This window comes from Pseudonocardia adelaidensis (genome assembly GCF_039543345.1).
In the GTDB taxonomy this organism is placed as follows: Bacteria; Actinomycetota; Actinomycetes; order Mycobacteriales; family Pseudonocardiaceae; genus Pseudonocardia; species Pseudonocardia adelaidensis.
Genome location: NZ_BAABJO010000055.1, coordinates 1 through 20,971 on the forward strand (window position 1 = coordinate 1; position 20,971 = coordinate 20,971).

The 20,971-nt window shown below is 70.3% G+C and carries 19 protein-coding genes and 3 pseudogenes; 7 read left to right on the plus strand and 15 right to left on the minus strand.

Annotation, left to right across the window (positions count from 1 at the left end; all coding sequences use genetic code 11):
- Positions 1-234: 234 nt before the first annotated feature.
- Positions 235-1,830: a recombinase family protein gene (locus ABEA81_RS40525; protein WP_345613108.1), complete on the minus strand. Its 1,596-nt coding sequence runs from the start codon at positions 1,828-1,830 to the stop codon at positions 235-237.
- Positions 1,831-3,351: 1,521 nt separating this feature from the next.
- Here ABEA81_RS40525 and ABEA81_RS42920 point away from each other — a divergent pair.
- On the plus strand, positions 3,352-3,492 hold the full coding sequence (locus ABEA81_RS42920; RefSeq protein ID WP_425570868.1) for a hypothetical protein: 141 nt from the start codon (positions 3,352-3,354) through the stop codon (positions 3,490-3,492).
- A gap of 992 nt (positions 3,493-4,484) precedes the next feature.
- On the opposite strand, the pseudogene ABEA81_RS40535 reads toward ABEA81_RS42920, so the two are convergent.
- Positions 4,485-5,511, minus strand: a pseudogene (locus tag ABEA81_RS40535) (IS256 family transposase); the annotation flags it as partial.
- On the opposite strand from ABEA81_RS40535, the gene ABEA81_RS40540 reads away from it, so the two are divergent.
- Positions 5,440-5,703: a hypothetical protein gene (locus ABEA81_RS40540; protein ID WP_345613110.1), complete on the plus strand. Its 264-nt coding sequence runs from the start codon at positions 5,440-5,442 to the stop codon at positions 5,701-5,703. The pseudogene ABEA81_RS40535 and the gene ABEA81_RS40540 sit on opposite strands and share 72 nt — an antisense overlap.
- A 104-nt stretch (positions 5,704-5,807) precedes the next feature.
- Here ABEA81_RS40540 and ABEA81_RS42925 read toward each other — a convergent pair whose 3' ends face one another.
- From ABEA81_RS42925 to ABEA81_RS40570, 7 genes and pseudogenes are all read right to left on the minus strand, one after another.
- Complete coding sequence (locus tag ABEA81_RS42925; RefSeq protein ID WP_425570869.1) at positions 5,808-6,119, minus strand: hypothetical protein; 312 nt, start codon at positions 6,117-6,119, stop codon at positions 5,808-5,810.
- 55 nt (positions 6,120-6,174) lie between these two features.
- A pseudogene (locus tag ABEA81_RS40545) lies at positions 6,175-7,763 on the minus strand (asparagine synthetase B family protein).
- Positions 7,760-8,269 carry a hypothetical protein gene (locus tag ABEA81_RS40550; protein WP_345613113.1) on the minus strand — a complete coding sequence of 170 codons (510 nt, stop codon included), beginning with the start codon at positions 8,267-8,269 and terminating at the stop codon, positions 7,760-7,762. Before ABEA81_RS40550 ends, ABEA81_RS40545 begins: the two are co-directional and overlap by 4 nt.
- The gene (locus tag ABEA81_RS40555; RefSeq protein ID WP_345613115.1) at positions 8,266-8,997 is read right to left on the minus strand and encodes a hypothetical protein; all 732 of its coding nucleotides are present in this window, start codon (positions 8,995-8,997) and stop codon (positions 8,266-8,268) included. The genes ABEA81_RS40550 and ABEA81_RS40555 overlap by 4 nt, the downstream gene beginning before the upstream one ends.
- Positions 8,976-9,980, minus strand: a complete 1,005-nt coding sequence (locus ABEA81_RS40560) for a hypothetical protein (RefSeq protein WP_345613117.1) — start codon at positions 9,978-9,980, stop codon at positions 8,976-8,978. The genes ABEA81_RS40555 and ABEA81_RS40560 overlap by 22 nt, the downstream gene beginning before the upstream one ends.
- Positions 9,981-10,024: 44 nt before the next feature.
- Positions 10,025-10,624, minus strand: a complete 600-nt coding sequence (locus ABEA81_RS40565; RefSeq protein ID WP_345613119.1) for a cupin domain-containing protein — start codon at positions 10,622-10,624, stop codon at positions 10,025-10,027.
- Positions 10,625-10,902: 278 nt separating this feature from the next.
- Positions 10,903-11,781 carry an alpha/beta fold hydrolase gene (locus ABEA81_RS40570; protein ID WP_345613121.1) on the minus strand — a complete coding sequence of 293 codons (879 nt, stop codon included), beginning with the start codon at positions 11,779-11,781 and terminating at the stop codon, positions 10,903-10,905.
- A gap of 122 nt (positions 11,782-11,903) precedes the next feature.
- On the opposite strand from ABEA81_RS40570, the gene ABEA81_RS40575 reads away from it, so the two are divergent.
- Positions 11,904-12,521, plus strand: coding sequence for a TetR/AcrR family transcriptional regulator (locus ABEA81_RS40575; RefSeq protein ID WP_345613123.1), 618 nt, complete (start codon positions 11,904-11,906; stop codon positions 12,519-12,521).
- Positions 12,522-13,233: 712 nt separating this feature from the next.
- Here the strand turns inward: ABEA81_RS40575 and ABEA81_RS40585 are convergent.
- Complete coding sequence (locus ABEA81_RS40585; protein ID WP_345613125.1) at positions 13,234-13,431, minus strand: hypothetical protein; 198 nt, start codon at positions 13,429-13,431, stop codon at positions 13,234-13,236.
- Between the two features lie 454 nt (positions 13,432-13,885).
- Between ABEA81_RS40585 and ABEA81_RS40590 the strand changes: the two genes are divergently transcribed.
- Positions 13,886-14,098: a hypothetical protein gene (locus tag ABEA81_RS40590; protein ID WP_345613127.1), complete on the plus strand. Its 213-nt coding sequence runs from the start codon at positions 13,886-13,888 to the stop codon at positions 14,096-14,098.
- Between the two features lie 165 nt (positions 14,099-14,263).
- Here ABEA81_RS40590 and ABEA81_RS40595 read toward each other — a convergent pair whose 3' ends face one another.
- On the minus strand, positions 14,264-14,533 hold the full coding sequence (locus ABEA81_RS40595; protein ID WP_345613128.1) for a hypothetical protein: 270 nt from the start codon (positions 14,531-14,533) through the stop codon (positions 14,264-14,266).
- Positions 14,524-14,889 (minus strand): hypothetical protein, encoded by a 366-nt coding sequence (locus ABEA81_RS40600; protein ID WP_345613129.1) that lies wholly within the window; start codon positions 14,887-14,889, stop codon positions 14,524-14,526. Before ABEA81_RS40600 ends, ABEA81_RS40595 begins: the two co-directional genes overlap by 10 nt.
- Before the next feature lie 271 nt (positions 14,890-15,160).
- Between ABEA81_RS40600 and ctaE the strand changes: the two are divergent.
- A pseudogene (ctaE, locus tag ABEA81_RS40605) lies at positions 15,161-15,766 on the plus strand (aa3-type cytochrome oxidase subunit III).
- Between the two features lie 5 nt (positions 15,767-15,771).
- Here the strand turns inward: ctaE and ABEA81_RS40610 are convergent.
- The 3 genes from ABEA81_RS40610 to ABEA81_RS40620 all read right to left on the minus strand — a co-directional run bounded on the left by ABEA81_RS40610 (position 15,772) and on the right by ABEA81_RS40620 (position 17,728).
- A complete protein-coding gene (locus tag ABEA81_RS40610) occupies positions 15,772-15,960 on the minus strand; it encodes a DUF305 domain-containing protein (protein ID WP_345613130.1) in 189 nt (62 codons plus the stop codon).
- Between the two features lie 221 nt (positions 15,961-16,181).
- Positions 16,182-17,255: a TRM11 family SAM-dependent methyltransferase gene (locus ABEA81_RS40615; protein ID WP_345613132.1), complete on the minus strand. Its 1,074-nt coding sequence runs from the start codon at positions 17,253-17,255 to the stop codon at positions 16,182-16,184.
- The gene (locus ABEA81_RS40620) at positions 17,252-17,728 is read right to left on the minus strand and encodes a hypothetical protein (RefSeq protein WP_345613133.1); all 477 of its coding nucleotides are present in this window, start codon (positions 17,726-17,728) and stop codon (positions 17,252-17,254) included. The genes ABEA81_RS40615 and ABEA81_RS40620 overlap by 4 nt, the downstream gene beginning before the upstream one ends.
- 1,411 nt (positions 17,729-19,139) lie before the next feature.
- Between ABEA81_RS40620 and ABEA81_RS40625 the strand changes: the two genes are divergently transcribed.
- Both ABEA81_RS40625 and ABEA81_RS40630 read left to right on the plus strand, forming a co-directional pair.
- Entirely contained in the window at positions 19,140-20,438 is a 1,299-nt protein-coding gene (locus ABEA81_RS40625; RefSeq protein WP_345613135.1) for a sigma-70 family RNA polymerase sigma factor, read from the plus strand.
- Positions 20,438-20,932 (plus strand): pilin, encoded by a 495-nt coding sequence (locus ABEA81_RS40630; protein ID WP_345613137.1) that lies wholly within the window; start codon positions 20,438-20,440, stop codon positions 20,930-20,932. Before ABEA81_RS40625 ends, ABEA81_RS40630 begins: the two co-directional genes overlap by 1 nt.
- Positions 20,933-20,971: the final 39 nt, after the last annotated feature.

The following is a 20,971-nucleotide window of genomic DNA, read 5'->3' on the forward strand; positions in this document are numbered from 1 at the left end:
TCCCGACGATCTGCCGTCCCTCGTATGCTTCGCTCATAGGGGCCTCCCAAGTCGTTGATGTGAAGCGCCTCGAGCATGAGCCGAGGGTCACGAGGAGCGGAGGCCCCGCCCCTTCATTGCATCAGCGAACCACTACCTGCTTCAAGATCCACTCGTGAGCCAAGTCAGGTCTGAGCTGATCGTGGCGGTGTGTTTGCGGAGCGTCGTAGATGACCGCCATGCACATGACGCAGATCAGCTGCTCGCGGTCGCGCAGGCCGCCGTTGACGAGCGCGGCGGCCGGGCGCCGACATGCTGCGAGAGCTCGGGCGGATCGAGCCGTTCGGCGCTGTGCCAATTGATCGTGACGCTGCTGGGGTCGAAGCTACGGGTTCCTTGGCGCGTTCGGTGGACGTAGACGGTGCACAGCGCCCGCACGACCTCGCGCTGCTGGGGCATGGTGAGTGCAGCCCAGCGTTCCCGCACATCGGGGCCGGCGGTATCAGCAAGTAGCGGTGGTACGCCGGCCGCGGCGGCGCTTCGTTGTTGAGCGTCGTCGATCTTCGCGAGCAGGTCTGGCTCGAACTCCAGGAACGCGGACAGGGAGATCCGTCCGGCCTTCTTCGCATGCCGCAACTCGGCCAGCTCTGCTCGTAGCGCGGCGAGTTCCCGCTGCGCGGCCTGAACGTCGTCGCCGTCGTTGGCGGTGAATACCTCGAGCGCGTCCGGCTGGGATAGCCGCTCGATGATGACGTCGGTGACGTAGGTGTCCAGCCACTCCTGCTTGCGGCTCACGCAGAAGGTGCCCTTCCCGCCCATGCAGGAGTAGTTGCCGTACCGCTTGCGGTTGATCGTTCGCCGGAGGGGTGATCCACATACCCCGCAGTGGGCGAGCCCGACGAGCAGATGCTTGACCGAGGCATCGACCCAGCTGCGGCGTGCGGGGTCGCGCAGCTTCTGCACCAGTAGGGCGTGGTCTTGCGGGCTGATGATGGGAGGCCAGGCGGCGGCCACACCTTCGAGGACCTTTCCCTGGTGGACGCGCTTCCCGGCGGCAGCCGGCGAGATGATGACGTCGCGGACCTGGTCTTGCCGCCACGACCACGTGGAGTCGGTGTCTCCGAGGCGGCGCATGCGCACCGTTTCCGGGCTCGGCACGCCGCGGGCGTTGAGCTCGTTGGTGAGCGCGTACATCGACTCGCCCGCGAGGACCCGGCGGGCGAGTTCTTGCACGATCGGCGAGGTCTCTGGGTCGGGTTCCTGGCGGATCAAGGCGCGGGTGAGCGGGTCGTAGACGCGGCGGTACCCGTAGGGAATCTTTCCGTGTGGGAGGCCCTGAGCAGCTCGCGCAGCCACATCGCGGCGGATACGCTTGCTGGTCAGTGCGGACTCTCGCACCGCGAGCGCTGCGCCCAGGTCCAGCATGAACCCGTCGTCGGGGTCGTTCGGGTCGTGCACTTTGCCGTTGATGACGATCAGGACGCCATGGGCGATGCAGGCGTTGATCAGGGCCGCCCAGACGGGCCGATCGCGAGTTGCGCGGCTGATCTCCCACACCCACAGCTCTGTCACCCGGGCGTCAAGGATGGTCGCCATCACATCGCGCCATCCCTCGCGCTGCTTGCTGGCCGCGTACCGGGAGGCGCTGATTCCGTCGTCGCGGCGTACCGAAACGATCTCGACGCCTTCCCGTCGCGCGATCCGCGTCAGCTCAGCCAGCTGCTGATCTACGCTCTTGACGTCGCCGCTCGCCAGCAGTTTCTCTCGAGCTTTCGCGCTGCGCGGCAGCTTGCTGACACGGCCGTACAGGACAGCACGCCGCACATCCGGGGCATGGTTGACAGACCTCACGACTCACATCTCTTCGAAGCTGGCCCGGTGACGCCGCCCGAAGCCCGACACAACGGCCGCAGAAATAGCCTCGCCGTGCCGACCTGACTGCCAGGTTCCACGCCCATCTTTGATGCATGACCGGTCGTCAATACGCCGGCTTCACGACTGGCACGACATGGGCTATGGATTTGACCGGCGGCATCGCCAGTGCACAACCTATGCCGCATCGAGGGAACTCTCGCGTTCGGTTCGGCGTTGCGGCTCATGACTGGACGGGATTGCGAAGATCATTCGAAGTAGAACGCGCTGCGAGGGCTGCAGCGAGGGACTGCCGTCCACAGCTGCCCGCACCGAAATCCAGTAGGTCGCCTGGTTCCGGCACAGCCTGATAGCACCCGAGGATTTTTCGATGTCAACCTCATGGACGTTCGTGGATCGATTGGGATTACGGCGCCGACGAGCCTGGTTACGTGCGGCCGCCGATCGACGCCCAGTGCGTGACAAGATGACCTCCCAAGAAACGAGCTCGGATGAAGTCAACGGGTGAGAACCCGAAGCTGGGTCGGGCATGCCGACAGCCAACGGATCAACGGGCAGCGAGCCTGCACCCAGCTCAGCGGTACCGGTGTTCGGGCCGAGCCGGGGCAACGCCCCTGGCCCTGAGGAGATCGACGAGATCAACAGCGCAGGACGCCTCGGTTCAGTGTTCGGAACCCATCGCGCCGACGTACCACAGCGAATGACCACAAATGCGGGACGAGAACGAGCCCGCTCGGGGACAGGAAGCACCCATGGCGGCCGGCCCGTTGCCGTCCCCTCGAGCGAGCCCTCAAACGCGGGATAAGAAGCCCGCCGAATCCCGTCCCCCGGTCCACGTGGTCGGCCGCGCCCGGTCAACGTGGCCGCCAGCCGGCGAGCGGCCCGGCCGCCACCGCGGCAACAGACGATCACGGTATGTGCAAGCGCCAGACACACGCGCCGGAACCGATGCGAGCCTGCCCACCAACTAGGGCGGGGCGGGCTCATCGACCAGGTGGCGTGCCGACGCGCGCCCCAACGGCGGTGACGGTGACGGCCGCGACGACCTCGGGTTGGATGTGACATAGCCGGACTCCTGTGAAGGCAGGGGTGCGGTCAGGGCTCCGGGCGGCGCCGCGAACGCCTCCCGGGGCCCGCCCGAACGAGCGGTGCCATGCCCTCACCAGCCCGAGCCGTCACAGTCGGGGCGCGACGGTCTTGATCGCCGGTCGCCCCGGGCGGCCACGACTGGTGAGCGCATCGACGCGTGGATCGGCCACGCGCCGATCCCATGAACGCTCGTGAACGGGCAGAGAGCCAGTGCAACTTCCGCCGCTGCCGCCGCGGCACCAGATCGACAGCCGGCGACCGGCCCGGGAAGGAGCACGCCGCTTCGGCGTACGAGCCAGTTGCCAGGTCCGCTGTCGACGACCGCGCCATGCGCACTGGCCCCTGCTGAGATGCCTTGAGTTCCGACGACCTCCCGGGATATCCCAGCTTGGAGAGCACGACCACGTCTTCGTGAGCGATCAAGTGCAGCGGCAACCCGAGACGGCGCTGCTTGGCGATGAGGTCGCGTTGAAAGAACGATCCGCGCGCCACCAGCCGCCCGCGGTCATCGATCCGGCCAAGCAGCGCCACGCAACGGTCTGCTTGGGTTGACGTTGGGCGGCTGGTCGTGACGGGAGGTGCTGTTCGGAGGCTTCCAACGGCGTCGCCGGATGGCCGACCCGAGCGTGCCCCCGGTGAACGGTGCCGGGCTTCGGGTGGCGGGACCGGGATGCGGATCCGGCGATCCGGTGGCCACGGGGTGGTGCCGAATCCCGCACATCGGATCCAGCACCAGCTGCCCGAGGACGATGGCGTGTCGGGCTCGGTCCGGGAACGCCACCATGATCCGAGCGACCGCGGTGCGTGGCCCCCCGGTCGAACACGGCCTCGTGCCGGTACGGAATCGGCATCGCGTCGAGTGCGGGTGGATGCGGTGCCCGGGGCTACACCGGTGCCTGCGATCGGTCGGACAGCGTTCGTGGCAGCGCCCGGTGCCTGGCCGGCCGGGGTGTCGGGGCGGTTCGCGGACGGGGAGCGGGATCCGTGGAGCTGGTCAGATGGGCCGGGCTCACGTTGTGGCATCGGTGTCCTGTCGTGTTGAGACGGACGTGGCGTCTCTTAACTCCTCTTTCCCTCCAGTTTCCTGACACGCCTATCCGCCGTTTTTCATCCCGTTGCAGCGCTGGGCGCGTAGCTCTTCCGGAACATGATCGACATCGCCAGCGTTGGTCGGAGCCGGCGCCGACTCATGCCTGGGAATCCTCGAGCCCGAGTTGAAGATGAAAGCACGCACCGCTGAGGCCGCGGGTATCTCGGCGTGCTCCTGAGCTTGTTCGTCGAAGCCTCGTACTCGTCGCTGCCTGATGCCGTAGCATGTCCGCCGGCAAGCTACTACGCTCCGCACCAACGGCTGAGCGATGAGCGTTGAACTGCTGTTACGTCTGTCCCTGCAGGGTCGCCACGGGCCTACACGAACCGCCAGCAGACGCTGGGCGGGTCGAGCTCTGCCGGATGCGGAGAGTCGGTGGTGGCAGGTGGGTTGCTGCGGCTGGCCCGGGGTGACGGCCTGTCAAGAAGTCTGTGTAAGTCGATCTAGAAGTCGGTCAGGTCAGGTAGGGGTTGACGCGTTCGGGGTAGGCCAGGGCGAGCGAGCCGAGGGCTTGTTTCCAGCCCTGGACCACGGCGCCTTCGACCAGCCGGCCCGGGGCCTTGCGTTCGTTGGCAGGTAGGCCATTCTCCTTCGCCCGGGCGCGGGCGCGCTTGTCCTCGATATCGCGGATCGCCAGCCACAACAGCTTGATCGCGGCGTCGTCGTTCGGGAAGTGCCCCCGGTTCTTGATGATCTTCCGCAGCTGGTAGTTCAGCGACTCGATCGCGTTCGTCGTGTAGATAATCCTGCGGAGCTCGGGTGGGAACCCGAAGAACTCCGGTGATCCGCTCCCAGGCGTTCTCCCAGGCCATCACCGCCGCCGGGTAGCGGCGGCCCAACTGGCGAGCCGGCGAAGGCGTCCAGCTCGAGCCGGGCGGCCTCGTCGGTGGGCGCGGTGTAGATCGGCCGCAGCGCGGCCGCCACCCGCTTGCGGTCTTGGTAGGAGACGAACCGCATCGCTGCGCGGAGCAGGTGCACCGTGCAGGTCTGCACGATGCTCTGCGGCCCAGTTGATGTTGGCGTCGCCTCGATCGCCTCCGGGAACCCGCTCAGCCCGTCGCAGCAGACGATCAACACGTCCCGCACGCCCTGCCGATGACACGGTTACGCAGCTCGGCGCACACCCCGGCCCAGAACTTCGCGCCTTCGCTGGCATGGACCCAGATCCCGAGCACGTGCTTGATCCCGTCGAGGTCGACGCCGACAGCCAGGTGCGCGGACCGGTTGCGGACCTGTTGCCCGTCCCGCACCTTGATCACCAGCGCGTCGAGGTAGACGATCGGATAGAGCTCCTCCAGCGGGCGCGACTGCCAGGCCTTCAGCCAGGCCTTCACCTCTTCCAACACCGAGTCGGTGATCTTGGAGATGGTGTCGTGGGACAGTTCGGTGCCGATCGTGCGCTGCAGGTGGTGGCCGATGTCGCGCATCGTCATCCCGCCCGCATACAGCGATATGATCATCTCGTCCAGGCCGCGCCCGCGCGGTCACCGGCCCGGCATCAGCTGACCCAGAAGTGGTTCTCCCGCCTCAGCGTGGATGCCGACCGGCCGAACCGCCTCGTCGTCATTGCGCAGCTCAACGGCAATCCGGCCGTCCACGTTGGCACGCTCTCGGTGCGGCTCCGCACGCCGGAAGCCGGGCGAGTCGTCGCGTTCCTGTCGAACCTTCGCTGAGCGGACGCCCGTTCCCGGCGTCGCGGTCGGGCGGAGACCCTAGCTTGTCTTCAACCGGTGCGCCGCTCGCGGGGGCCGAGCAGGCCCGCCGGAGGTCGACGGGCTCATCGTGCGGCGCGGCGCAGCTCCGCCATCGCCTGCTCAAGACCGGAGCCGCGAGTCCTCTGATTCCGAGCTGCCAACTTGCGCACCCTGGCCTGGTCGGGGGCAGCGCCCGGCACGTCGAGTCGGACGAGCACGCCGTCGAGCTGCAGCCGTGCGGTCCGGACGAACACAACGTCGTCGACGGAGGGCCCCGAGTCCGGGTGGTCAGCGGCACGCGCCATCTCGACCTGAAGCTCGTCGAGGCCGCGGTCGAGCCGGGCCGAGTACGCCGCCCACACCTCGTCATCGATCTGGTGGCACCGGTCCGTCACGTGGGCGAACTGAGCCGGTATCAGTCCACGTGGGCGCGCAGCCAGAGCTCGAGCGTCAGCACCAGCCAGAGCTTGGCGCCGTGCCGGGAGTGAAGGCTTCCCCGCCCCGCGAGCCAGCCCGCCACGACATCGCGCCGCAGCAGGCCGCGGTCCGTCGCCGACCGGGACAGCAGCGCGTCTGCGCGAGGTCGCGAAGCGGCCCACGCAGCCACTGCTGCACCGGCACCCGCATCCCGCTCTTGGGCCGGTACACGATCGTGTCGGGCAGCAGGTCGGCGACGGCCTGCTTGAGCACCCACTTCTCCTGCCCGTCCATGAGTTTGAGCCGCGGCGGCACGGTGAAGGCGAGATCGACGACGACCGGGTCGAACAGGGGGCCCGTGCCTCGACGCCGCGGGCAGCGGTGAGCCGCTCGACCTTGGGCAGGATGTGGTGCGCGCCCTTGGTGCGCAGGTTGGCGTGGAGGAGCCGGTTCAGCTGCGCCGTCATCGGGCCCTCGAGGTAGGGCTGCACGAGCCTGCGCAGCGGCGGCGCGCTCGTCAGCGCCTCGCGAACCGCGGGGGTGAGCAGCCGCGGCAGGTCCTCCCCGCACTTGCGGTAGGACCGCAGGTAGGCATCGGCACGCGCGTCCGGCGAGGGGTCGACGCGGTGCAGCTCGAACATCAGCATCGGCACGTTCTTCGGTCCGCCGAACACCGGGTCACCGCCCTCGCCGTTGAGCGCTACCCCCATCCCGTCGGCGGCCATCGCCTCGGCCAGCATCAGGTTCGGGACGGTCAGCGGGTCGCCGACGGGGTTGTCCAGCAGCGCGACGGTCTCGGCGAGCCGCCCCGCCACCTGCGCCCCGTCGACGCGGAGCGCCCGGTGCGCTGTGCCGCAGTGGACGGCGACCAGCCCGGAGTAGGCGAGCTCGTTGGGCAGCTCGTCGCCGAAGCTGATCGAGTAGGTGTGCACCGGGTGGGTGTGGAGCTTCGCGGCGAGCGCGGTGACCAGGCTCGAGTCGATCCCACCGGAGAGCGTCACCGCGACCGGCTTGGCTTCGGGTAGTCGCGCGGCGGTGGCCTGCTCCAGCACCTCGCGCAGCCGCCCGACGTGCTCGGCGTCCGCGTCGATCCGCTCCTGCGGTTCCCAGAACGCCTCCGATGCGGCCGCGCCACCGGGACCCAGCCGCGTGATGCGCCCCGGCATCAGTTCGGAGACGCCCTCGACGAGCGTCTCGGTGCCCGGGAGATAGGCGAAGGTCAGGAACGTCGCGATGGCGGGCAGGTCCACGCGCCACGCGACCACGTGATCACGCAGCAGGCGCAGCGACGACGCGGCGGCCCACCCGCGCGGCGTGTGCGCGTAGTACGCGGTGCGGGCGCCCACGTGGTCGCGGATCAGCACCAGCTCGTCAGCTCTCGACAGCGCGACGGTGAACATCCCATTCGCCGCGCGCAGCCCGGCACGCCCGAGCCGGACGAAGCTCCGCGCCAGCAGCTCGAGGTCGCCACACCCGTCCGGCGCCGGGGCACCGGCCGCCGCCAGCTGTACCCGGAGCGCCGCCGCGTTGTGCAGCGTGACCTCACCCGCGACGCACCATCCGTCCACCTCGACCGGGCCGCTCGCCAGGCCGGCGCCGATCACGTATCCCGTCCGGCTCACCCGAAGTCGCCGTCCGCGCCGTCGTTCGCGTCGACCCAGTCGTCGTCGGACGACGTGTCACCCGAACCACCACCGGTGTCGCCGCCACCGGAGCTCGCCTGCTGGGCCTGCTGCTGGCGCAGCGCTTCCTCCTCCTCGGAGGTCAGGGCGAGCGGCGGGTCGACGATCGCCGGCAGCAGCCCCGCCGCACCGATCCCGGCGATGATCAGGCCGGCCCGCCCGCCGAGCGACGTCTGGTTGACCGTCATCGTCCCGTCGGTCCACGTCGTACGCCCGTACCCGATGTCGCGGCCGTACAGCACGGTGTCCGGGTCGATGCGGCGCTTGATGATCCGGCCACCGAGCTGCTCGTCCACCCCCGACCGGCCGCGATCGTCGCGCCACGTCACGACGGGGCCCGGCGCGCGGTGGCGCCACTCGTTGCGGCCGTCAGCGTAGGCACGACGCACGCTGCCGTCGGCGAGCAGCTCGTCGCGGAACGCGATCTCGCGGTATTGCCGCGTCACCGCCGTTCCCCCGGCCAGCTGAGGAACCCGAGGGCCGCACGGTCACGCAACGAACCCGGCCCGGCATGCGGGCGGCCTGCCCCGAGCAGCCTGCGCAGCACCCGCAGCAGGTGGACCGGCGGCACCGCGGCCAGCTCCGCGCCCAAGGACGGCCCGCGCATGAGGTGCAGCGCTCGCGCCTGCTCGGGGCGCAGGCCGAGGGCCACGACCCGCCCCGGAAGCCCGTTCTCGACGCGCTCCCGCCAGGCCGCACCGGCCAGCGTCGCGTCGTGCAGGAGGTACACCGTGGTCGCGCCCCGTTCCATCGCCTCGCGCAGCAGGTCCGGCACGCCGGCGACCACCTGGCTGCCGCCGAGCACGGCGGTGCCGCTCTCCATGTGCAGGTCGTTGGCCAGCAGCATCGCGGCGATGTCGTCGTGCTGGCAGATCAGCAGCCGGGGCAGCCCATAGTCGAGCACGTCGGGAGCGTCGCTCGCCGCGGCGAGCGAGGACAGCCGCTCCGCGACGACGTCCGATCCGGACCGGGCGAGAACCCGATCGAAGGCCGATCGCGGCAGCACGCGCGGCAGCAGGTACCCGGGACGGCGCGGGCCGCTGTGCAGCGGAGGCAGCACCGCGCGGCACGTCGCGTAGTACAGCTGATCGGCGGTGACCCGTACCCCGACCTCCGCGGTCTCGGCGAGCACCCCGTCCAGTGCCCGGGCGATCACGCGGCCGGCTCCGGCCACGCCATGAAGCCCACCGCCTCCGCCCGCGCCTCGTCGGGGTCGCCATCGGGCAACGCCCGTTCGACAGCCGCGAGCAGCCGCGCGGGTCGCACCGCGGCGAGCGGGAGCGTGTTGCCCCGCGCCAGCCACGCCTGCTCGGCCGCGTCGACCGATCCCGTTCGGGCCAGCTCGCGGAGCAACGACCGGTCGGGAGGCAGACGGACCGGCGGGCCCAGCCGCTCCGCCACGCGCGGACGTAGCCCCGCGTCGATCACCCGCGTACCGGCCGGCAGCGCGGCCCGCACCCTGGGCACCACGAGGCACCCCGCGGCGTCGGCGTGGTGCAGGACCAGCACCGGAACCGCCCGGTCGGCGGCCAGCAACGCTGCGGGCGGCCACTCCCGGCCCTGGACGATCAGCGCCACACCGCGCCTGTCCACGATCCCGGACGCGGTGAGGAAATCGATCGTTCCGGGGTCCGGGCAGTACAGCAGCGCGGCGGGCGGGCCGGGCGGCAGGACGTCGACGACGGGTCGCGGCGGGAGGAGGCCGGGCGGCTGCACGCCGTACACCTCGACCCAGGGGTCGAGCACCCACAGCGTGAAGGCCGACGCGGACATCGGTTCCCCGGACAATCGGCGCCGCCGCGCCGTGGCCACGTGCCCGATCAGGCAGATCACCACGACCCAGAACACGACGAGGACCACGGCGACGAACAGCTCACCGAGCTGAGCGACCAGCGCGAAGAACCCGACGAACACGCCGAACAACGTGACCGGACCCATGCACCCCAGCCACGCGCTCGAGCCGTCCGGGTTCGCGAGGACCTTGCGTGATGCCGCCATCCGCAGCTGGTCGGCGGTGTAGCGCAGCGGCGGCGCCCCGGCCTGCCCCGGGTCGGAGAGCCTCTCGGCGAGCGTGCGCACCCGCAGGTCGTGCAGGTGCAGCGAGTTCGCCTTCGGCTCCAGCGCGAATCTCCGGCGGCAGTGCGCGCACGTGCGCATGCTCCGCTGCCGACGCCGGAGGATCTTGTCGCAGTGCGGGCAGATCATCGCGGCCCCACCGGTTCGAGCAGCCCGGCCACCCGTCGCAGCCCGGCCGCGAGCCGTTCCCGGGCCCGCAGCCCGGCGGGCCGGACGCCGTTCAGCATCCGCAGCTCGGCTGCCACCTGGTCCCAGCCCCGCGCCGTGGCCTCGTTCGCGTCCACGGCGTAGTTCGCGTCGGCGAGCCCGAGCCCGGTGTTCGCGGCCAGGATGACCAGCGGCTGCCCCGCGCGGTTGCCGAACGCGTGTGGCACCATCGCCGGGATCCGCACGCAATGGCCCGGCGGGAGCACCAGCTCCACGACGCGCCCCCGCTCGACCAGCGTGCAGCTGCCGTACCCCAGGCTCAGCACGACGTGCCCCGCGCCGTGCACATGCGGGCGAAACGCACTGTGCGGCGCCACGATGCCGAGCTTCACCGTCGCGTGCGACGGGCGCCCCGGGCCGCTCTCGGCATCGCCGACGAGGTAGTACGCCCGCTGGCCGTCGTCGATGAAGCGGAGCAACTCACCGTCCAGCCGATGGGTGGCACCCGCGCTGACCAGCTCAATCTCACCGCCATTCCGGAGCCGGTACAGCTCCACCCCCGCAGGCAACGTCGACACGAGATCAACCTATCGGCCACCTACCCCTGATCGGGTGACAGTGCGCTGAACAATCGCGTGAACGTGGGCGTGGCGATCTCGACACCGCCCAGAGCGCGGTTGCCGACGCAGGCGACCAGGTCGAGCAAACAGCCGGGCGGCGAGCCACCTCGCGGCCATCGCGAATGCGACCATCTCGCCGATGTCGGGCCCGGTGATGCGCGCCCGGTAGACCCCAACGCCCCATTCGCGGAGAGAACAGCTCGTCATCCCATGCGGTGTCAACTGTCATGTGTCGGTCAGGATGATCGCAGGCAGGTAGGTGGTCTGTTGAAGAATTCAGTGAGTCGGGCGGTGAGCCAGCTGGGGGTTTCTTCCGGGATGTAGTGGCCGCTGTCGGGGACCACCTCGTGGGTGATGTCGTCGCCGAGGCCCTGTGCGGCGGCCATGAGGTCGCCCATCGAGTGCGCTCCGCCGAGAACGACGGTGGGCATGGTCAGGGTCGGAGTCGCCTCGCGGCGCAATCGTTCGGTCAGTTCGTCGCGCGAGCGGCCGAAGGCGAAGCTTGCCCGTAGTCGGCCGGGGCCGGCGTACGCGCGGACGTACTCGGTGATGTCGGTGGGGCCGATTGCGCTGGGATCGGCGCTGTGTTGGCTGAAGAACCAGCCAAGGTACAGCTTCTCCCGGCCGGCGATCAGTGCCTCCGGGACGTCGGGAACCTTGTGGAAGCTCTGCCACCACAGGGCGTGTTGCATGTTCGCCCACTGGGGATGTTCGACGCCGAGCACGGGCAGAGGTGCATCGGCAAGTGTCAGCGTGCGTACCCGGTGGGGATGCAGCCGGGCGAACGCGAATGCCACCAGCGCGCCCAGGTCGTGGCCGACGAGATCGACGGAGTCCAGCTCGAGTGCGTCGATCAGTCCCAGAAGGTCATCGGGCATCACCGCTGCTTCCCCGGGGCGGTGCGGGATGTCGGAGTCTCCGAACCCGGGGAGGTCGATTGCGATGGGGCGGTGGTGCTCGGCCAGTCCGGCCATGACATGCCGCCACTCGTACCAGGTCTGTGGCCAGCCATGCAGGAGCACAACGGGTCGTCCCGACCCCGAGGTGACGTGGTGAAGCCGCAGCCCGTTGACGGAGGTCTTTGCATGCTCGAACGCCGGGATGGTGCTGATCATCGAGTCTCCTGGCTGTCAATTGGGGACGCAGGCGTCTCTTAATCAGAGTAGCTCTCCGGGCTAGGGATCGCAACCGTTCGCTAAAGTTGGTGGACGTCGTACGGGATGAGGAGAGGCGGGCCATGGTCGAGGACCTCGCGGATCAAACCCGCACGCGCCGGCGGGGAGCGGTGCTGGAGCAGGCGATCCGCGATGCGGTCTTCGCCGAGCTGTCCGAGTCCGGCTATGCGGCGCTGAACATGGAGGCCGTGGCGGCACGGGCGGGAACCGGGAAGGCCCCGTTGTACCGGCGCTGGTCGAACAAGCGTGACATGGTCGTCGGCGCCATCGACCAAGCACTGTCGACCGGTGCGGTACTCCCCGAGGAGGATGATCAATCGCCGGAGACCGGTGGGCTACGCGCGGAGCTGATGATCCTGCTCGGTTCCATGGCCTCCACGATGCGCAGCGCCCCGGGGCGGGCGATGCATGCCTTGATCGAGGAGCGTCACCGCCATCCCGAACTGGCCCAGGCGGTGATCACGCATCTGATCCAGCCTCGGCTCGCGAGGCTCGCGGTGGCTATCCGGCGTGCCGTGAACAGGGGCGAAATCCCGCCTCCGGTGTCGGTGGAGCTGATTGCCAGGGTCGGACCCGCGATGGTCCTGCAGCACGAACTGGAGCACGGTCAGGCACCTACCACGGCGGAGATCGCGGACATCGTCGACCTGGTGGTCCTACCCGTGCTCGGAACCCGTTGATCGCGATAGGCGATCTACGCACGCGTCCACGTCGCGGGCGAGCGCGAGTTGGCGGCTGTTATGCCTGTGACGTTCCAGGTCAATGGGGTTGAGGTGCATACCGATGCCGCCGTTGACGCCCGGGCGGTGCCGGTCAGGGTCGGCACGCCGTCGATGACGGCGGCGGTGGCGTCGAGGAGCTCGGTGGTGCTGACGGGGATTCCTCGGCACCGCCCGGAGCTTTTGGCGGCGCGGGTGGCGGTTGCCTGCCATCGGTCGTTGGAGTCGCGCCCCAGCGTGGGCAGGCCGGACCAGGCGTTCGTGGTAACCGTGCGTTGGACGTGAGCACCTGCTCAGGCACCCAAAAACGCTCCAGCGCGGCCACGAACGCCGTGCAGACCGCGCGGGAAATGGCTCGGGGCACCACGGTGGCGAGGACCGCGTAGCGGGAGCGGTCATCGATCCCGGAGACCGGCTTGACCTCCCGCATTCCACCAGAGAAGCCGGGGTCGGCCAGGAACACCGAGCCCATGGTCCAGCTGCCTCGAGGCGCTCGGCCCGGAAGGCCGCCGGCAGGGCGGCCAGCCGGATCGGTACCAGGCCGAGCCAGGTTCGGACCCGGCCGGTGGGCACGAAATGGGCGGCGTTGCGGCGCGCGGCCCGCTGCCGGCGCTCGGTGCGGGGACGGAGCTCGGCCTCCCACGCGATGATCGCGGCGGGGATGTCGGGGAGGTCAGTGCAGGAGGGTGCCGAGGAGGTCGGCGCCGGTCAGGGCAGTGGCAGCGCCGGCACCCGAGAACAGCGACGGCGACCAGGCCGCGTCGCCGAGCAACACGACCCAGCCGTTGCTCCACCGGTCGAGAACGACCTGGCTGGCGGAGTCGAAGTAGAGCTCGTCCGCTCGGCGGAGCTGTGCGGGTAGGTCGGGCATGAGCCAGTCGAGATCGGCGTGGGCGAGCGCCGTCCGTGAATCGTCGGTCGTGGTAGTACCGCGGTAGATGAAGTTTGCGGCCGCGCTGCATCGTACGGCGGACCGATCCCCGATCCCGGCTCCCCCCGCTCAAAGTGAGGGACCGGTTGGGGACGGGTGAGCCGACGCCCAGCCAGCCGTTGGAGGACTGCGTGCGCGCCGCACTGCCCGCGACGAAGTACGCACCGCCTCAACAGCAGGAAATGGTCCTGCGACAGGAGGCGCGGGAACACACTCCGCGTGCCCTCGTCGGTCGCGTCGCCGGGAGCTGGGCCACGTACTGCTACGACGACCCGAAGGGACCGGTCTCCGGCGGGAACACCCTCGCGGACGCACCGGGTCAGCGATTCGCGCATCGTCACAGCCGACCGGCAGTAAAAGCACCGCCGGTCCCGATGTGTTGATCGTCGTGCTGATGACAGTCGCACCGGACGTCCAGCGGGTCGAGATCGCTGCCAGGCCACAACCGCAGCCCGGTTCGGTCGCTCCTGCAGTCCCGGGCACGCTCCAGGACGGTCTCGCGCTCTGCATGCTGCGCGGCAGCCATCCCGGCGACATACGCGACGACGGCGCGGTGGACGTGCTCCCGTACATCGGCGGGGCCGCGACGCCGCTGCCGGTCCCGTAAGGAGGCGCCAGCCACAGCCCCAGTCCGGCAACCCGACCACCATCCCGCCTCCCATGGCGGCTCCACGCCGACCGGCATGGGACTGGACGGCACGGCGTAGCGGCACATTCCGCGCGGTCCGGGAGTGTCCGTGCCCCCGGGTCAGCACCCGCAGCCTGAAGTGGTTCAACGGCGAGGCGTTTCGACTCGATCGCCACCGACGGAGACGCGGGTGAGTGGCACCCATTCCAGCCGGCTGGCCTGATCGGGGTCGGCGGGTTCGGCGAAGTGGGCGCAGTCGCGCCACAGGATCGCCTGGGCCGGTGAACCGCGCCGCCGGCAACGGTAGCTCGGTTGCGGATCCGGGCTCGGGCCGCTCCGAGGCGATGCGTCTTTCAGCATCGAATCCTCGAACTGCTTCTGAACCGTGGTTGCGCGCTGGAATGTCATGCGCACCGGCGGCAGCGCACCCGGTACCCCGCGAGCGTCCAGCCCCTGGCCCGCGCCGTCTCGATCGCACGTCGCGGGCTCGAGAAGTGCACCTGCGCACTGCCACCTTCCTGGTAGGGGGTGCCGCACTCGGCGCAGGCGAGTTGCAAGCACGGTGAGATGTCGCCGTCGGTCGGCTCGGACATAGGCAAATGAATCCGGCGACCATCGGTGCCCGTCCCCACCCGGCACGGCATGGCGCCGGCCACGAGGCCCGCGGGAGGATCGATCGGTTGGCGCGGCGCACGCGGCTTGGTCGTGGCGAACACGACCACCGTGACGATGGCGACGATCAGAATCGGCAGCCCGGCGAAGACCAGCACGGCGGGGAGAGCGCTCATGACGGCCGTCGCCCTCAGGCCTCCGGAAAGGTCATGAATTCTCCTATCCGGAAGCGGGTACGCGGGCCGCCGCCTGGAAAGCTGGGACCGAGGCGTCAGCCGCAGAGGGGGTTCCGGCCGACGCCTCAGTCCGCTTCGATGCTAGCGGGCCGCGCTGAGACCACGCTGAGGAACCGTTGCCTCTCGGCACGGATCCAGAATATCCTGACAGGCAGTTCGACATCCAGTAGAAGATGCTGATGCTGCAGGATGGGTGAGTGATCGCGGCCTCCCCATCGCCCACCGCATTCATTCACTGAACTGGCCGAACCTGGTCAGCGTCGGCACGATCGTCTGGCTGTCCAGTGAGCTGATGTTCTTCGCCGGCCTGTTCGCGATCTACCTCACAGCCCGGACGCAGAATCCCCCGGAACTCGAGTGGCCGCCGCCTCCGACCGAGCTGAACGTGCCGTACGCCCTCACCGTGACGATCATCCTCGTGGCGTCGTCGTTCACATGCCAGCTCGGCGTCTGCGCGGCCGAGCGTGGCGACGCCTTCGGCCTGCGCCGCTGGTACCTGGTCACGCTGCTGATGGGTGCCGTGTTCGTGATCGGCCAGGCCTACGAGTACGTGCAGCTGGTGGAGCACGGCACGACGCTCGCGTCCAACGCCTATGGCACCGTCTTCTACCTCACCACTGGCTTCCACGGGCTGCACGTCATCGGTGGGCTCGTCGCATTCACCTAGCTCCTCCTCCGGACGCGATTCAGTAAGTTCACGCCTCAGCAGACAACGGCGGCGATCGTCATGTCGTACTACTGGCGCTTCGTCGACGTGGTCTGGATCGGCCTGTTCGCCGTCATCTATTTCATTCGCTAGCACACCTAGCCCGGCAGCGACTCATCCCCTCGTTCTGCGAGCATCCGTCGCATCATCTCGGTCCCCGTCCGCTGCGCTTCGAGCATTTGCGAAGCGAGGTTGCGCACCTGCGCAACCTCGGCGTTCTCAGCAGCCACGCGCAGCATCGGTTTACCGCCTTCATGATGCCGGATCATCAGTTGCAGGAACAGCACGTGGTGGGTGCATCGGCGCATGGACGGACCACGCGCTGGATCTATGGACGCTCGTCAATGGACAGAGAGCCAGCGCGTCTTCACCGCCACCCCTGAATCGGCGCCCGACTGCCGGCACGCTGTCGCCTGCCACCGTCGCGGCCCTCACCAGCACCGCGGGCGCGAACGTCACGCCACCGGCTAGGAGGCACGGCTGGCTTGGTCGCCCCACTGGAGGCGGCTCATGCCGCCGTCCGCTCGTCCGTCCCGCCAGCCGCTAAGTGCGGGAGGCTGGCCTGTGGTGGGCGTGCCGCTGCGGGTGGGACGGCGGATGCCGCAGCTGCCGCGGTGGTCGCTGGTTTGGCCAGGACGATCACGTCCTCGTGGGCGATCAGATGCAGCGGTAGCCCGGCGCGGCGCTGTTTGGTGATGAAGTCGCGCTGGAAGAACGACCCCTGTGCGACCAGATGCCCGTGCTCGGTGATCCGGCCGAGCAACGCGACGCAGCGCTGCACCGGAATGAGGCCGGCGGCTTCCCCGCAGGTGGTGATCTGGGCGGGCAGGTCGATCAGTTCGGCGTGTTCGCGCCAGGGCCGCACGGTGATCACCACGTGTCCTCCCGGTTGGAGGAACTCGGTGGCAGCGGTGAGGATGCGGGTGAACCCGACCAGTAGCCGGTGGTGGCCGATGTTGGCGAGGTTGCCGCGGTCGAGGATCGACCCGTACCGGTGGTTGATCTTGACGATCTTGTTGCTGGGGTCGTGGGTGACGTGGCCGTGGGTGGAGGGCCCGTACGGGGGCGAGGTGACGATCAACCCCACCTGGCTTCGCAACTCGTCGGGGAGGAGGTGGGCGAGCTGGCGCGCGTCCCCGCGCACCACGTTTGCGGGAGTGGTGTGGCCGTCGGCGGCGGCGAGGGCGAGGTTCGCGGCGGCGAGGTGCGCCCATCGGGGTTCGTATTCCACCCCGACGGCGCGGCGGCCGGCGCGGATGGCCTCGACCATGGTGGTGCCGATTCCGCACATCGGGTCCAGCACCAGGTCCCCGGGCTGGCTGTAGGTGGCGATGGCGTGCGCGGCGATCGCGGGCAGCATCTTCGCCGGATGCGCCACCGACCCCGGCACGTACCGGCCGGCGCGCTGGCTGCGCGGTGGCCGTTGCCCGGTCAACCACACCCGTCCCCGCGCCCCCGTCGCAACTGCCGACCGCTCCACAGTGCTGGCCGCCCCTGTCTCCTCAGGGGCGGCGATCCGCCCGCCCCCACGGTCGCGGTTGAGGTCCGGGCCGGACGCGTTGATCAGGTCGCGACGGTTCATGCTGCACCTCCGGGCGCCCGCAGACCGGATCCCGCAGCGCCACTCGGTGTGGGCGCGGCGTCGGGTAGCGGGTCCCCGCTGGGGTGAGCCCGGTCGGTCGAGTCGCTGTCGGTCGAGTCGCTTTGGTCGGTATCGCCTGGCTGGAGGAACAAGAGAAGGTCGGTCACACCGTCGCCGCGGCCGGAGTCCTCGCTACCGGCCATGCCGGTGGCGGGGTCGGTGCGCTGCCCGGCATCGCCGGCATGCCCCCGGGGCGTGGGGTGCAGGCGCTCGGTGAGCAACACGATGTGCTGCAGGTAGAGCAGGTCCGCGGCCTGCGCGGACGAGACGATCGAGCCGATCGGGTCCAGCAGCCGGCCCTCGATCTGCTCACAGTGGGTGAGTACGGCGAGGACACCGCCGGTGGTGAGAAGCTTGGCCCCCAGCAGCCCGAGACCATCACCGGCCGGCCGGCAGCCGAGGTCGACGACCACGAGGTCCCACCGCCGCGCAGCCGCCAGCGCCGGGGGCGGCTCCTCGAGGTCGGTTGGCGCCGCGGCCGGTTCGCCCGTGAGCACCGAGTCACCGGTACGACCGTGTCGAATGACGGCCTGGCCACCGCCCGGAACGTTCGATCCGCGGGTGCGGCTGGCGGTGGCGGCTGCGGCAGTCGAGGGCGGCACCGGCCGATGCCCGGGTCGTGGAGTGAGTATCTCGGCCCACAACGCAGTGGGTTCGCTGGCTCGGGCTGCCCGGCCCGCGGGAGCGTCCGGGGGTGGGGCTGGCGGCGACGTAATGGCGGCGTCGGTGTGGCGGTGTGTGGAGCGGTGGAGGTGTGCCGCGGTGAGGACGATGGCGTTGTGGGCGCGGTCCGGGAATGCCGCCATGATCCGGCCGACCGTGCTGCACGCGCCGCTGCCCGGGGACGGGGCGGTCCACACCGTCGTCGGAAGCGCCGCCGCATCCACGTGGCGTCGCGTCGATCCGGGACGGGCCGCGCGGCGGCCCCGGGTGTGCGCGGTATCCGGGACGAGGCGGATGCTGCCGGTGGTCGGTGGATCTGCGGGTGCCGCGGAGCGCGGAGTGCGGGCGGCCCGAGAATCCGGCCCGGGCGCGGGGGCGGAGGAGTGCGGAGTGAGCGGTGCAGGAAGGGCGGGGGCGGGTTGTGTCATCGGTGTCCTGTCGTGTCGAGACTGACGTGGCGTCTCTTAACTCCGCTTTCGAACCGCGTTTCTGACACACCTGCCGGTCTTTTCCGCCGACCGTCCCGACTTGACTGAGCCGGTGGCCTCGACGGGATCCGCTATCACCGGCTGGGTCAAGCGACTGGAAGTCGCTGTGCCCGAGACGCCCGATGCGGCTGAACCGGAGTCATCGCGCACGTGTCCTGCGATGCCATGACGGTCGTGCCCGCCCCTTCGAAAGACCGGGCGGCGCGCCTCATCGCTGCCTGCTCTCGTAGGAGTTGCGTCGCTGTCTGCCCTACGCCGGTCCGGCACAGCGACCAGAACTCAGCGTTGAGCAGCAGAAACTCCCGCCGTCGGCGCCCTGCTACGCGCTCGGACAGGCAGCACCAGCGGAACCTGGCCGCCGTCCGCCGGATCCGTAGTAGCTGCCCGCGAGCGTTGGTTCCCGGCCCGTAGTAGCCGCGTGGTTGGCACGTAGCGCGTGCGACACAGGCACGACGCTGAGTCGTAGCAGCGGCTATGGCGTCCTTTTCTCGCCTCGTCACGAACGAGAGCCGAGAAAGGGGAGAACGTGGCCTTGCCTGGTGATTCTTTCCCGCCCGTAGTGGGTGCGCGGCGCGGATTTCCGCCCAGTAGCGCGTCGTTGGAGGCGGTGCGGGTGGCGTGGGAATGGTTGTGCGCCCGCCCCCACCCGGTCAGCGTGGATGGGTCGGTAATCGTGGGGTTGCCGGATCGGCCGGTCCCGCTGGACGAGCTGCGCGCCCGGCTGCTGAGCCGCGGGTGTTCGGCGGCGACGCGGGATGCGGTGTGGGCGCACCTGGTGCGCCGGGCCCGCGCCGAGGGCGGCACCTGGACCGTCGCCGCTGCGGGGATGGCGCTGCCGGTGCTGGTGCGGGTGGCCCGGATCTTGAGCGCCCGCTTCGCCGGTGACCCGAGCGACATCCACGCCGCGGTCATCGCCGGGTTCCTCCACGGCCTGACCCGGGTCGACCCCGACCGGCCGGCGGTGCTGGTGTCGCTGCGCTGGGCCGCCTACCGGGGCGGGCTGGCCGCCGTGCGGGACGCGCTGCGCGCCCCGGTCCCGGTCGGACACCGCAGCCACGAGTCCACCCCGCCGCACCCGCCGGCCGGGCATCCCGACCTCGTCCTGGCCCGCGCGGTCGCCGACCAGGCCATCACCGCGGACGAGGCCGCGCTGATCGGCTCCACCCGGCTCGAGCACGTCCGACTCGCCGATGCCGCCGCCGCCCGCGGACAGACCTACACCGCCACCAACACAGCCCGCTACCGAGCCGAACGCCGCCTGCTCGCCTACCTCACCGCCCCCGACACCACCCCAGAGCCCGCCACGATCAGCACCCGCGGCCCCGCCGCCCCGCCCGCCACAGCGCAGGCGGCGACCGGGCAGCCGTCCCCAACGCGGCGGCGCCGCGCCCGCAACGACGCCCGCCGACGGACACGCACCGTCACCACTTCCACCAGCGCTACGGTCCCACCGGCCGCCCCCTCGCCCTCGGTCAAGACCGGCAACGGCGGCCACGCCTGCGCGTCCGCAGTGGACGGTGATGGTTCTTCCGGCTCGCGCCCCGGGTGCGGCCGATCCAGTGCCCCGGCTACCGCGCGGGAATCGGCGGCTGGTCGGAGTCGTCGGGCTCGCCGCCCGCGCGTGCCCGAGCAGCCGCGACGGCGGCTGCTCCGATCCAGCGACCCGCTGTCAGATCCGACCGGTGGTGCCGGAGTTCCTCATCGCCGTCCCGCCCAGCCCACCGGCTCCACGGAAGCCCCGGGCCCCGTCCTGCCCCGGACCCCGTCGCCGCAGCAATCCGGGAGTCGTGCGGCGGCCGACTCCGGTCCGGGCGGCCTCACCCCCGCCGGCCACATCCCCGGCGGCCACTCCCACAGCGACGTCCGTCCGCGGCCCGAGAAGCGGCGGCGCCTCGCCACCCGGCCCAGCGGCCCACCCATCAGCAGGCGGACCAACCCCGCCGGCCTCCGATCCGATGCGGAGCCCAGCTGATGCCCACCACGCCTGCCAACCCCACTCCGACGCCGACAGCCGGCGACACCCCCACCACCGGCCTCACCCCAGCAATCACCCGCCCCGCTGGCCAACCGCCCAACCCGCGTGCCCGCACCGCGCCCTCCCCGACCCTCGCGAGGTCCCGCTCCCGCATCCCAGCGTTCGCGCTGGCGGCGCTGCTGGTCGTGGCGCTCCTGTTCGCGGCCTCAGCCCCGGCCGCCGCACACGAGGGCGGCGCAGGGATGGTGTTGGCGCAGGCCCAGTCGGTCGACCAAGTCCTGACCAACATCCGGAACTGGTTGATGGGCATCCTCGCCGGTCTCGCCACCGTGATGGCCACCATCGGCGGGATCCGCTACACGATGGCCGACGGCGACCCCGGCGAGGTGCAGCGGGCCAAGACCGCGTTCCGCAACGCCGGGATCGGGTTCGCGCTGGCCGCGCTCGCCCCGCTGCTGGTCACCGTTCTGCAAGGCGTCGTGGGGCTGTGACGACGATGCCCACCCCCACAACCACACCCGCCGCCACGG